This is a genomic window from Anaerotignum sp. MSJ-24 (assembly GCF_018918145.1).
GTDB lineage: Bacteria > Bacillota > Clostridia > Lachnospirales > Anaerotignaceae > Metalachnospira.
In genome coordinates this window covers 221,811-235,722 of the sequence record NZ_JAHLPX010000007.1, presented here as the reverse complement: position 1 = coordinate 235,722, position 13,912 = coordinate 221,811, and the positions used below count along the sequence as shown (strand labels likewise).

General features: G+C 39.3%; 10 protein-coding genes. All 10 read right to left on the bottom strand.

Annotated elements, in window-relative coordinates; genetic code table 11:
- Positions 1 to 59: 59 nt before the first annotated feature.
- The 10 genes from glmS to secA all read right to left on the bottom strand — a co-directional run bounded on the left by glmS (position 60) and on the right by secA (position 13,713).
- On the bottom strand, positions 60 to 1,898 hold the full coding sequence (gene glmS, locus KQI66_RS07345; RefSeq protein WP_216428175.1) for a glutamine--fructose-6-phosphate transaminase (isomerizing): 1,839 nt from the start codon (positions 1,896 to 1,898) through the stop codon (positions 60 to 62).
- 30 nt (positions 1,899 to 1,928) lie between these two features.
- On the bottom strand, positions 1,929 to 3,278 hold the full coding sequence (gene glmM, locus KQI66_RS07340) for a phosphoglucosamine mutase (RefSeq protein ID WP_216428173.1): 1,350 nt from the start codon (positions 3,276 to 3,278) through the stop codon (positions 1,929 to 1,931).
- A 172-nt stretch (positions 3,279 to 3,450) separates the two neighbouring features.
- Complete coding sequence (locus tag KQI66_RS07335) at positions 3,451 to 4,365, bottom strand: hypothetical protein (RefSeq protein ID WP_216428171.1); 915 nt, start codon at positions 4,363 to 4,365, stop codon at positions 3,451 to 3,453.
- Between the two features lie 11 nt (positions 4,366 to 4,376).
- Positions 4,377 to 5,750: a hypothetical protein gene (locus KQI66_RS07330; RefSeq protein WP_216428169.1), complete on the bottom strand. Its 1,374-nt coding sequence runs from the start codon at positions 5,748 to 5,750 to the stop codon at positions 4,377 to 4,379.
- Positions 5,751 to 5,794: 44 nt separating this feature from the next.
- Positions 5,795 to 6,232: a hypothetical protein gene (locus tag KQI66_RS07325; RefSeq protein WP_216428167.1), complete on the bottom strand. Its 438-nt coding sequence runs from the start codon at positions 6,230 to 6,232 to the stop codon at positions 5,795 to 5,797.
- A 143-nt stretch (positions 6,233 to 6,375) separates the two neighbouring features.
- The gene (locus tag KQI66_RS07320) at positions 6,376 to 8,172 is read right to left on the bottom strand and encodes an ATP-binding protein (protein ID WP_216428165.1); all 1,797 of its coding nucleotides are present in this window, start codon (positions 8,170 to 8,172) and stop codon (positions 6,376 to 6,378) included.
- A gap of 10 nt (positions 8,173 to 8,182) precedes the next feature.
- Positions 8,183 to 8,878 (bottom strand): response regulator YycF, encoded by a 696-nt coding sequence (gene yycF / locus KQI66_RS07315; protein WP_216428162.1) that lies wholly within the window; start codon positions 8,876 to 8,878, stop codon positions 8,183 to 8,185.
- 70 nt (positions 8,879 to 8,948) lie between these two features.
- A complete protein-coding gene (locus tag KQI66_RS07310) occupies positions 8,949 to 9,911 on the bottom strand; it encodes an RluA family pseudouridine synthase (protein ID WP_216428160.1) in 963 nt (320 codons plus the stop codon).
- A gap of 94 nt (positions 9,912 to 10,005) precedes the next feature.
- Entirely contained in the window at positions 10,006 to 11,109 is a 1,104-nt protein-coding gene (gene prfB, locus KQI66_RS07305) for a peptide chain release factor 2 (protein WP_216428158.1), read from the bottom strand.
- 27 nt (positions 11,110 to 11,136) lie between these two features.
- On the bottom strand, positions 11,137 to 13,713 hold the full coding sequence (gene secA, locus KQI66_RS07300) for a preprotein translocase subunit SecA (protein ID WP_216428155.1): 2,577 nt from the start codon (positions 13,711 to 13,713) through the stop codon (positions 11,137 to 11,139).
- Between the last annotated feature and the right edge of the window lie 199 nt (positions 13,714 to 13,912).

Sequence of the window (13,912 nt, the reverse complement as noted above, 5' to 3'; positions counted from 1 at the left end):
AAGTTTATCAAACTTAAAAAACTCCTGAAATCGAAACGATTTCAGGAGTTTTTGCGTCTTTATTCAACTGTAACACTCTTAGCAAGGTTTCTCGGTTTATCAATATCAGTTCCGAGATTTAATGCTACATAATATGCAAAAAGCTGGTTAGGTATATTTGCAAGCACCGGTGCAAGTATATCCAATGTCTTAGGTATATAGAATATATCATCGGCAACCTCTGAATTAATCATCTTATTGCCTTCCATTGTTATAACTATTGTCTTCGCGCCTCTTGCTCTTACCTCTTTAATATTGCTTATTGTCTTTTCAATAATATCGTTCTGTGTCGCAATGGCAATAACAAGCGAATTATCATCAATCATTGCTATCGGGCCATGTTTAAGCTCTCCTGCGGCATATGCCTCGCTATGGAGATATGCAATCTCTTTCAGCTTAAGTGAGCCTTCCTGTGATACCATATAATCAAGACCTCTGCCTATATAGAAAACATTGTGTACGTCTTTATATTTAGCGGCAAGTCTCTTTTCTTCGTTTTCCTTCTGAAGAATGTACTCAATCTTTGAAGGAAGCTGATACATTTCGTCCCTAATCTCTTCAAATTCCTTTTCGGAAATTTTTCCGAGTGTAAGTGCAATATGTGCCGTAAGTATATACATTGCGGCAACCTGTGCGGAATATGCCTTTGTTGATGCAACGGCAATTTCCGGTCCGGCAAGAATATAAAATACATCATCAGCTTCACGGGCAATCGAGCTGCCGACAGCATTAACTATCGCAAGAACTCTTGCATTGTGTTTCTTTGCTATTCTGAGCGCCTCAAGTGTATCAGCGGTTTCACCCGACTGTGAAACAACAATAAGAAGTGTTCTTTCGTCAAGAATAGGATCCTTGTATCTGAATTCACTTGCTACATCACTTACAACAGGAATACGGCATATCTTTTCGATAAGATATTTTCCTACAAGACCGGCATAATAAGCTGTTCCGCAAGCAACAATATATATTCTGTCTATATTATCAAGCTCTTCTTTTCCAAGCTTAATATCGTCGAGGTCAACAAAATTTTTGTCCTCAGGCATTCTCTTAAGTATTGTTTCTCTTACTATTCTCGGCTGTTCATGTATTTCCTTAAGCATGAAATGAGCAAAGCCGTTCTTTTCGGCAGCCTCAATATCCCATGTTACATGGAAAATATCTCTGTGAACAGGCTGTCTGTCCTTATTATAAATATCAACAGTATTTTCTGTGATTACTGCAATCTCATTGTCTTCAAGGAAATAAACCTCTCTTGTATGATGAAGAATTGCAGGAATATCGCTCGCAATAAAGTTTTCGCCTTCGCCCTTACCGATTATAAGAGGTGCGCCCTTTCTTACGGCAATAAGCTTTCCGGGCTCATCTCTGCATATAATACCAAAAGCATAAGCACCTTCAATTCTGTCAACAGCACTGAAAACAGCGTCTTCAAAGCTCATACCGTTTTTATAGTTATCATCAATAAGATAAGTAACTGTTTCGGTATCTGTTTCGGATTTAAAGTTATAGCCCTTTGCAAGAAGCTCTTCCTTTATCTCCATGTAGTTTTCGATTATACCGTTGTGTACAACACCGATTATATTATCGTCGCTGACATGCGGATGTGCATTAACATCGGAAGGTGCTCCGTGTGTTGCCCATCTTGTGTGTCCTATGCCGAGTGTTCCCGTAATAGGATTTTCTTCATAAAGCTTTTTAAGGTTTTCAAGTCTGCCCTTTGCTTTAAGAAAGTTAATATTAACTCCGTCATGTACAGCAATACCTGCTGAATCATATCCTCTGTATTCAAGCTTTTCAAGCCCGTTTAACAAAATAGACGGTGCCTGATTTTTACCAACATATCCGACAATACCGCACATAATAAGTTCCTCCTTTGATGTCAATACGGATTACTGAAGATTTTTTTCGATTATTGCAGCAAGCTCTTCCGCATCATGCTGCATCTGTTCTATATCTGTACCTTCTATCATAACCCTTACAAGAGGCTCTGTACCGCTCGGACGGATAAGAACTCGTCCGTCGCCTTCAAACTTCTTCTCAAGTGAATGAACGGCAGCACTTACCTCTTCATTATCCATATAAGTATTTTTATATTCGTTCTTTATTTTTGCATTAACAAGTACCTGCGGATAAACGTCCATAACCTTAGCAAGCTCGCTTGCTTTAACGCCTTTCACCTTAAGTACCGTAAGCATCTGAATGGCTGTGATTATTCCGTCACCGGTAGTATTATATTCATGGAATATAATATGTCCGGACTGTTCACCGCCGAGACAATATCCGCCTTCAAGCATTTTTTCGATAACATATCTGTCGCCGACGTTTGCCTGCTCGATATTTATGCCGTGTTTTTTGCCCATTACGGATAATCCCATATTGCTCATTACGGTTCCTACAACGGTATCTCCGCTGAGCTTTCCGTTTTCCTTGAGATAAAGGCCGCATATAGCAAGTATTTTATCTCCGTCAATAAGCTCTCCGTTTTCATCAACGGCAAGACATCTGTCTGCATCGCCGTCAAAAGCAAAGCCTATATCCGCTCCGTTTTCAACTACAAGCTTTTTAAGTGAATCAATATGTGTTGAACCACAGTTAAGATTTATATTATTTCCGTTAGGCTCGTTGTGTATAATACAAAGATCCGCACCAAGATTTAAAAGAGCGATGGGTGCCGCTTTATATGATGCACCGTTGGCACAGTCAACGGCAACCTTAATACCGTTGAATTTAACCTTGCCCGATGCTGTAAGAAAATCAATATAATCATCAAGCGCTTCTTCCGCAATACTCTTTGTTCCTATAAATTCGCCGGTAGGCTTAGGAAGGTCATCTTTATCCGAAAGCACAATGTCCTCAATCATGTTTTCAAGCTCATCTCTAAGCTTATAGCCTTCGCTGTTGAAGAACTTAATTCCGTTGTATTCAACAGGATTATGAGATGCCGATATAACTATTCCGGCATCAAGCTTATATTTTCTTACAAGATACGCAACCGCAGGTGTAGGAACAATTCCGGCAAGAACAGCATGCGCTCCGACCGAGCATATTCCGGCAGTAAGTGCCGCTTCAAGCATATCTCCGGATATTCTTGTATCCATACCGACAAGTATTTTAGGTGTATGAGAAGTTTCTTTTGTCAAAACATAAGCACCGGCTCTACCGAGCTCGTATGCAAGACGGCCTGTAAGCTCTGTATTTGCAATACCTCTTACTCCGTCCGTTCCGAATAATTTGCCCATTTTTTATTATCCTCCTTACAGCAATAAATAACCGATTACTGTAACAAATATCTTACAAATATATTTCCAACATATTAACATATTTTTTTATTATACCATTTATACTGTCTTATTACAAGATTTTGACGTATATTAGGGCATATCATAACAGTAAAAAGAATTCAATAATCAATTATTGTACTGCGCTGTCATCCAAAACCGACATTCCCTGCAAAGGCTGTGCCATATCTGTATTTACCTTTGCCTTATTAGTATATGCATAAATGGTAAACGGTTCATCTTCATTAAGCAGATAAATTCTGTAACAAGGCACAAGACGCATTTTTGAGCCGTCAACTATTTCATCGGTATCCTTAAAATCATAGCCGATTTCCATTTCTTCTATAAATTTTCCGGCATTGCTTTCATTTTTATTTTCATAAATATATGTAAGCACAGCCTCTGCCGAAGAATAAATATCCTCACTGCTTTCGGCAAAACCGTTTATATCGTAATCCTCGGATTCTATGCTTCTTATTCCATGCTCATCTATAAAGAATATGCAATAATTGTTGAATATTTTATAGCCCTTATAATATTCATAGTATTCAAGCTGATAACCGCCGTTCTTGTATATAACTCGGTCAAGCACATAGTCCGAATATTTATCACCCATTTTACTTATAAAATCCGATGCCAGGCTTTGAGCCGCACTGTTTCCGAGAACATTTATTTCGCCTATTCCGGTATTGGAAACATAGCTTATCTTGCTGTTTTCCACAGTAAGCTCTGCCGAATAGCTGTGCATAACCGTTTTTTCTATGTCGGCTGTAACATCAACCGCATCATCGGCGTCAAAGAAAATACTTTTCAGCTCATCAATATCCGGAGCCGACACGGTGACATCAAGCTGACGCATCGGCTTATATTCGGTAATGAAGTTTGTATAAATACCGATTCCGTTTTCGGCAAGTATTCTGTATGCGGCGTTTTCTTCGTCCTGTGTAAGACGGTAATCATTGTTATAATATCTGTTCACAACAAAAAGTACAACATTAAGTGCCGCCAGCATAACTATTATTATTCTTTTAGCCTGCTTCCAGTTCATAGGTATTCACCTCATTTATAAGTATCACCGACAATAAGCTTATTGTTAAGCTCCGTAAACCAGTATATACCAAGCTTATCGGAATTATCGTCATAATATCCGATATACATATCGTTTATTGATGTTATTGTATCGTTTCCGGTGTAATTCATTATTGCATTATCCCATGCCGATATAATATCTATATTCATTTCATCTGTATATTCATCATTCAATGAGTATTTATATGTAATTCTCTTATATCGCTTTACGTTTTTATTGCTCACAACAACCTCAACAGCATGGCTCATGCCTGTTTCTTCCGCTGTTTTTTCAGAAATGACTATCGGTATGTTATCAACTGAATAGTCATAATAAAACACAAGGCCGTCACTTCTTGTTTCCGCACCGGATAAATATAAATCGTTCGTTATTCCGGTATCCTTTTTTATAAATTCGGAGCTTATTGTATATGCCTCTGCCAAAGTCTGCTCGGCCGAAGAGCCGTCAACATCATAGTTATAATATTCCAGAACTCCGTTTTCATAATATTTTACGACAAGATCATCACTGCTTATTGTGTATATTCCGTTTACATCATTTATTTCAGACGCAGCTATATAATTTCCTAAAAAGTTATTTGCATTTGTTTCTATAACCGAAACGTCTGTTGCACCGTCTTTTTCAAATGAATTTGTCTTTTCGAGAAGATTATATTCATATGCTCCGTCATTCCACTGCGGTACATATATACTGCCGAATATATTCAGTCCGCTTTGAACCGTTGAAATATACTCTATTGATTCATTGTCCGAATACTGCATAGTCTGAATGGCATTATAAAGTGCGGCAGACTGTTCACTGCTGTTTACGGTAAGAACGCTTACCTCCGACGTTGTTTCATCAATAAAATAACAGCTGGTTGTTTCTCCGTTTCCGCCGGAAGGAACAACAACTATATAATTCAGATTTTTTACATTCTGGGTAAATTCGTCATTTGTGACCGCATAACCCTTTATATATTCCTTAGCCGACACAACAAACGGATACTCCAGTATTACTGCCTTGCCTTCGATATATTCGCTCCAGTTAAGCTCGGCCAGCGAACTGTATTTTCCGTTAATCAATGCGTCCTTTATAATCTGCTCGCTTAAATTAATTATCGAGTTATTTTCGGAATTTGAATAAAGCATATTAAATTTTTTGTTTCCGTAGCCTACAACTGTCTTTTCAGGCTCAATTATTTCATAAATATCCTCTGTTGTTCCGCTGTTTCGTCTTGCACTGGTAAACAGAGAATAAAAAAAGTTATGGCTGTAAGTATTCCCAAGCCATAACTCTCCTGTCTGAAAAACCGCTGCAGCAATAAGAAGAAATATAACCAAGTTTGTAATCTTGTTTTTCATATTATCACCGCTAATTATAAATTCAGTTTACGGATTACCGATAATCAAATTCTTGCTCCGGGCATATAAACGCCCTTTTCGAGCCTATCCTTTATATCGGTGCTTTTTCTCTTGATAACCGCAGATACGGATGCTCTGCCGTCTGCTGTCTGGACAACAATTATGTTTTCGCCTATATCAAGGCTTATGTTTTTAGAAAAATATCCGCTTACTCCGACCGTCGTTTCATAAGTCTTCACCGGAGTAAGTACGTTTTCCTCGTTCTCTTCACATAACATAATCATTATCTTGGTTCCGCTCTGTGCGGTTCCTGTTATTCTGCGTGATTCATTGAATGTAGATTCATATTCACGGCTCATATCTATGCCGCCGGTAATTGTTATTACATCAGGTTCGCCGTTATATACTGCCGCAAATGCATTCACAGAGAAAAGCATACTTATTATAACTGTGAGTACTGCTATTAATTTTATTTTTTTCATACAACGAACCTCCTTTGCCATTACATGACGGAGATCCGTCGTGTAATATATTGCAATCATTTTACTATAAGTGTTATTATACACGCCCAATGTTACAATCATATTACACTCAGATTACTGTTAAATTACAGTTTAATCCATTATTATTCAAATTCATCCTCATCGGACAGCTTGTTTTCTTGTCCCTTTAAAAACCACATTGTCATTGTGGTTCCTTTTCCGTATTCGCTTTCTGCCGTAAGCTTTCCGCCATGGCCTTCCATTATCTCCTTAGCAATTGCAAGACCGAGTCCGGTTCCGCCCATAGCACGGCTTCTTGCTTTGTCTACACGATAAAATCTTTCGAATATTCTCGGAAGATCCTCTTTTGAAATTCCCATGCCTGTATCGGCAACGGATATTTTGTAATATTTGCTGTCCTCTGTAACAAATATCCTTATCGTTGCACCTTCCGGACTGTACTTAATCGCATTTGTCGTTATATTGTTTATAACCTGATTAACTCTGTCACGATCGGCAACAACATAAGCATTGTCGTCCGGATAAAGCTCAAGTATCAAATTCTGATGCTTGTTTTCCGCATGGATTTTATTCTGACGGACGTTTTCGCTTATAAACTCATTTATAAATACCTTCTTATATGAGAACTGTACCTGTCTGTTATCAAATCTCGAAAGCTGGAGCAGGTCTCTTACAAGGAAGGACATTCTGTCTGTTTCCGTATTTATTATGTTAAGGAAATCCATTGCAACGTCCTTTTCTTCAAGAGCTCCGTACATAAGAGTTTCTGTATAACTCTTTATCGTCGTAAGCGGTGTACGCATTTCATGAGAAACATTGGCAACAAATTCCTTACGCATATCATCAAGCTTTTTCTGCTTTGTTATGTCCTGAAGAACAACAACTATACCTTCTATTTCCTCCGTTTCATTGAAATAAGGAGAAAAGCTGGCATTTATGAACTTGTTTCCTACCGGGAATGTATACTGGCTCTGTGAAATATGGTTAAGCACATCATTTGAGCCGTCCTCAAGCTCAATTCCCGTTCTTTCGATAAAGCCGTCAATATCAAAATCCAAATCGTCCACTTCAAGCATTTCCGTAGCAACCGTATTGGCATGGCTTATGTTTCCGCTTTTATCAAAGGAAATAACGCCGTCGGTCATGTTATGAAGAATTGCCTCAAGCTTATTGTTCTCTCGGAAGGTTTCGCTTACGGTTTTATTAAGCTCCGATGCCATATAGTTAAAGTTTTCGGCAAGCTGACCGATTTCATCATCGGAAAATACATCTGCTCTCTGCTTCAAATCACCGCCGGCAAATTCCTTTGCCTTCATGGTAAGCTCATGTATAGGTCCCGTGATGGTTCTTGCAAAAACATATGCCATTATAATTGCAAGCACAAGTGCAAGAAGTATGGCAATAACAATGGTTCTTGTCGTCTGTGCAAGGCTTTCCTGCATTGATGACGCATTCATCTGTGCATAAACAACATATTTCACATTTCCGTTTATTGTCATGGCCGGAGTAGCATAGCATATCCATGTGGAATTGCTTTCGGTATCCGTTCTGGAATCGTCAAAGCCTTCACTTCCCGAAATAGCCATAAGCACAACCGAATTTTTGTAATCGGGAAATGGCGGCTGTGAAACCGTTGTTGACGCAACCGTTTCTCCGTAGCTGTTTATTATGTTTCCCTGAATCTGACTTCCGGAGGAGTTGCTTCGTGTAAACTGCTCCAGCCCTGTCTGGTAATCGGCCTCGTCATAGCTTTCAACAACCTGCTCGCATACCTTTTCCGCATAGAGCTGCAACTGGTTTTTAGCTTTACCGATTTCTGTTTTCTGCATTGTGATAAGCATGTATGAGCCTGTGACTATCATAACTATGAATACAAGGCCGAGATACATCACAATCAATCGCCATTTTATGCTTTTCATTAAATCACCTTTAGTTTACCCCGAAGCTGTAGCCTACGCCTCTTTTAGTTATTATGTACTCCGGCTTTCCCGGATTGTCCTCTATTTTTTCTCTTAATCTTCTTACTGTAACGTCAACGGTACGTACATCACCGTAATATTCATAGCCCCATACCTTTTCGAGAAGCGTTTCTCTTGAAAATACCTGTCTTAAATTCTGAGCAAGGAATTTAAGCAGCTCAAACTCCCTGTATGTAAGCTCAAGAACCTTTCCGTCTTTTCTTGCCTCAAATTTGTCCAGATCAATTTCAAGCTTTCCGAACTTAAGTACATTGCCCTTTTCGACAGCAGGCTCATTTTTAACAACCGAGCGTCTTAAGTTGGCTTTAACTCTTGCAATAAGCTCTCTTGTTCCGAAGGGCTTTGTAACATAATCGTCCGCACCCATTTCAAGGCCGAGCACCTTGTCAAGCTCTTCTGCTCTTGCTGTAAGCATTATTATAGGTATATTGTATTTTTCTCTTATCTTTCTGCAAGCCTCATATCCGTCCATTTTGGGCATCATTATGTCGAGAAGAATGAGATCCGGCTGATGTTTTTCCACTATTTCCACAGCTTCCTCTCCGTCACCGGCAGTCAGAACCTCATAGCCTTCCTTTTTGAGATTGAAGGCAATTATATTAACGATATTCTGTTCATCATCAACAACAAGAACTGTCTGTCCCATAGTAATCCTCCATATCATATTTTTATAAATATTATACTAAACATCAATTATTTTTACAAATATGTATATCTTAAATTCCAAATATTTTCTTTTCGGCACGTTTGAAATCCTCCGGAATATCCGCAAAAATTTCTTTTCCGTTCAGATATTCCAGCTTTCCGTTCATTCCGTTTATAACCGTTTTGTAAGCATGAAGGAGTTGTCTTTTAACTCCGATTTTTTCAAAAGCCCTGTTTTCTGCCGCATTGCCGTATTTTATATCACCTATTATCGGTATGCCTTCGCTTTTAAGATGAAGTCTTATCTGATGCGATTTTCCCGTAATAAGCTCTATTTCAAGCAATGAATATTTATCTGTATGTTTAAGCGGTTTAAAAACCGTTATTATTTTCTTACCACCGTTTTTATCGGAAACATATGCTTTATTTTTATTTCCGTCTTTTTCATAAAAGCTTTCAAGCCTTTTTCCTTCCGTCACCTTTCCGCACACAAGCGTTTTATAGTACTTTTGGATTTTTTTATCCTTTATTGCCGCATTAAGCTGTCTTACCGCATCGGAATTTTTTCCTGCAATGACAATTCCGCTTGTGTTTCTGTCCAGTCTGTTGCAGAGTGCCGGAGTAAAGGTGCTGTCCTTCTGCGGAACATACTCACCCTTTTCATTGAGATAACTCAATATCTGGTCAATCAGCGTGTTGCTGTCATCCTTTTTTTCCGCATGGGAAAGCAGACCTGCCGGTTTATTAACAACAAGTATATTTTCGTCTTCATAGACTATATCAAATGTTCTTTTTACATCGGAAACGGTTTTTTCCTCCATAAAGGACTCCATTGTTTCCTCCGAAAGGTACATCTGTATTGTATCGCCATCGGAAAGCATTTCGTTGCCTTCAGCCTTGCCGCCGTTGAGCTTTATTCTTTTTTTACGCAACATTTTATAAATAAAGCTTTTTGTGGCTTTATTAAAATATTTCAAAAGATATTTGTCCAATCTCTGACCGCTGTCGTTATCAGAAATTTCTATCTGTTTCATTTTCCGCACCTCACAGCAAATACTGTATCACACAAAAACCCTTTGAGATTGTCAAGCGTATATCTGCTTTCCATTTTCAAAGGGTTACATGACATTAATTGTGTATCCAGCTTAAATAAGCATTGATAAATCTGTCAATATCTCCGTCCATAACAGCGGAAATATTTGCGGTTTCTTCACCTGTTCTTACGTCCTTAACAAGGTTATAAGGCATGAATACATATGAACGAATCTGGCTACCCCATGTGTTTTCTTTAACATCACCACGGATTTCGGCAAGCTTCTTCATATTTTCTTCAATCTTGAGCTCTAAGAGCTTTGATTTAAGCATTTTCATAGCTGTATCCTTATTGCTGAACTGGCTTCGTTCGTTCTGGCACTGTACAACGATACCTGTAGGATAATGTGTGATACGGATAGCCGATGAAGTCTTGTTGACATGCTGTCCGCCGGCACCGCTTGAACGATATGTGTCCACACGAATATCATCGGGCTTAACTTCGATTTCAATATCGTCATCTATTTCCGGCATTACATCGCAGCTTGCAAATGATGTATGTCTTCTTCCGGATGAATCAAAGGGTGAAATACGTACAAGTCTGTGAACGCCCTTTTCGCATTTAAGATAGCCATAAGCATTCTCACCTGTAACCTGTATAGTTACGGACTTGATACCTGCTTCTTCACCTTCAAGATAGTCAAGCGTTTCAACAGTAAAGCCTTTTTTCGCTGCCCATCTTGTATACATTCTGAAAAGCATACTTACCCAGTCGCAAGCCTCTGTTCCACCTTCACCTGCATGAAGTGTAACAATGGCGTTAAGTCTGTCATATTCACCGTCAAGAAGTGTGGATATTCTGAGTTTTTCGTAATTTGCCTTGAAATCCTCAGCCTCGTCCTTTACTTCCTGGAGAAGCTCTGCATCCTCTTCCTCTTTACCCATTTCGATAAGAGTATAAATATCCTCGTATTTGGACATAAGGCTTTCGTAGCCCTGTACTTTGTCCTTAAGTCCCTTTATTGTCTGCATTGTTTTCTGGCTCTTTGTCATATCGCTCCAGAAATCCGGGTCTGCCGATATTTCTTCAAGCTCGGCAATTTTTTCCTTAGCTTCCTCAATGCCGAGAAGCTTTCCCATATCCTTAAGCTTATCCTCATAAGGCGACAATTCGTTGCCTATCTGATCAAGTTCAAACATAAATCCTTTCTCCTCTTAGTCTGTTAATCACGCATTTCTGCCGCAGCAGTTTTTATATTTCTTTCCGCTTCCGCAAGGGCAGGGATCGTTTCTGCCTACCTTTTCGTTCTTTCTCTGTACGGGTTTCTTTGTGTCTGTATCGTCCTTATTTGTGAACATAGGCTGTGCAACCTCTTCACGCTTAGGTTCTGTAACAACTCTTACTCTGTAAAGAGTCTTTACTGTATCGTCCTGAATGCCGTTGCTCATTTCCTCAAACATATCGTAGCTTGCATATTTATATTCGATAAGCGGATCCTTCTGTGCAAGTGACTGAAGACCGATACCCTGACGCATCTGGTCCATATTGTCGATATGATCCATCCAGTGCTGGTCGATAACCTTAAGAAGAACTACACGTTCAAGCTCACGCATTTTTTCGCTGTCGTTGATTTCTTTCTCCTTAAGCTCATAAAGTCTGTGAGCAAGCTTTTTCATATCGCCCTTGAAGCTGTCCTTTGTAACCTTGTCCTTCTTATCCTCTGGAATAAGGAAGTTGCCCTTAACCGGAATAATTTCGTGTATTCCTTCGTTAAAGCCTACCATATCCCAATCCTTTGCAGGAGTTTCGTCCGGAATATATTTATCAACAATTCTGTCGATAATCTGGTCAATCATGTTCTGGATATTGTCACGAAGATCTTCGCCGTCAAGAACTCTTCTTCTTTCACGATATATAATTTCTCTCTGCTCGTTCATAACCTCATCATATTCAAGGAGGTGCTTACGAGTTGAGAAGTTGTTTCCTTCAACCTTTTTCTGTGCGCTTTCGATTGCCTTTGCAAGAATACCTGCTTCGATAGGCTCGTCCTCACCGATACCCATCTTTTCAACAACCTCTTTTGTCTTTTCAGAACCAAAAAGACGCATAAGATCGTCCTCCATTGAAATGAAGAAACGTGATTCACCGGGGTCTCCCTGACGTCCGGCACGACCACGAAGCTGGTTATCAATACGTCTTGATTCATGTCTTTCAGTACCGATTATCTTAAGACCGCCGAGCTCCTTAACACCTTCGCCAAGCTGAATATCGGTACCACGGCCTGCCATGTTTGTTGCGATTGTAACAGCGTCCTTCTGACCTGCAAGCGCAACGATTTCAGCCTCTTTCTCATGGAATTTGGCATTGAGCACCTGATGAGGTATTCCTTCACGCTTAAGCATACCGCTTAAAAGCTCTGACTTTTCGATTGTGATTGTACCGACAAGAACAGGTTGTCCCTTTTCATGTGCTTCTTTAATTTCATTTACAACGGCTCTGAATTTTCCGCCTTCTGTTGTGTAAACAACGTCTGTTTTATCAACTCTTATTACAGGCTTATTTGTAGGAATACATACAACGTCCATGTTGTAAATATTTCTGAACTCAGCCTCTTCTGTCTGTGCTGTACCTGTCATACCGGATTTCTTTGTATATTTATTGAAGAAGTTCTGGAATGTAATAGTTGCAAGAGTTTTGCTTTCTCTCTTAACCTTAACATGTTCCTTAGCCTCGATTGCCTGATGAAGACCGTCCGAATACCTTCTTCCGGGCATTATTCGTCCCGTGAACTCGTCGACGATGAGGATTTCATCATTCTGTACAACGTAGTTCTGGTCCTTAAACATGTTATAGTTTGCTTTAAGAGCATTATTGATATGGTGAAGTATTTCAATATTTTCAGGGTCAGAGAGGTTTTCGACGTTAAAGAATTTTTCTGCCTTCTCGACGCCTTCCTGTGTGAGTGTAACAGATTTTGCTTTTTCATCAACTACAAAATCTCCTTCCTCCTGTAAGTCTTCCTTAATAAGAGGGTTAAGAGCGTCCTCTTCGTTAAGAATACGTCCCTTTGTAAGTCGTTTTACGAAATTATCCGCAATTTCGTAAAGCTGTGTTGATTTTGAACCACTTCCGGAAATGATAAGCGGTGTTCTTGCCTCATCGATAAGTATTGAGTCAACCTCGTCGATGATTGCGTAATGAAGACCTCTCTGAACGAGGTTTTCCTTACGTACAACCATGTTGTCTCTAAGATAATCGAAACCAAGCTCATTGTTTGTTGCATATGTTATATCGCAGTCATAAGCGTCCTGTCTTTCCTCGCTTGTAAGGCCGTTTAATATACAGCCTACCGAAAGTCCCATAAATCTGAATATCTCGCCCATCCAGTCAGAGTCACGGTGAGCAAGGTAATCGTTTACTGTAACGATATGAACACCTTCGCCTTCGATTGCATTAAGATAAGCAGGCATAACGGCAACAAGCGTTTTACCTTCACCTGTTTTCATTTCCGCAATACGTCCCTGATGAAGAACGATACCGCCGATAAGCTGAACTCTGAAGGGCTTCATTCCTCTTACTCGCCAAGCAGCCTCTCTTACGGCCGCAAAGGCTTCGGGAAGAAGCTGGTCAAGAGTTTCTCCGTCTTTAAATCTTCTTTTAAATTCGCTTGTCTTAGCTTTGAGCTCTTCATCTGTGAGAGCCTGCATAGCACTGTCATAGCTTTCGATTTTATCAACTATCGGTTTTATTTTTTTTAATTCTTTTTCACTGTAATTTCCAAATATCTTTTCAAGAAAACCCATTAATTGTGCACCTCTTTATATTTATACTATGATTTATCTGCATAGTCCATCCACATTAAAACAGTTTAACAGATTTATAAAGCAGTATCAATAAAAAAATACATATTAATAAAATTTTAAGCAAATCCAAAGCTTTTTGACTGTTATTATATCCTTATTATATGTATTTTTTCCAATAGAAAATCCGTTAAGCCGTCAA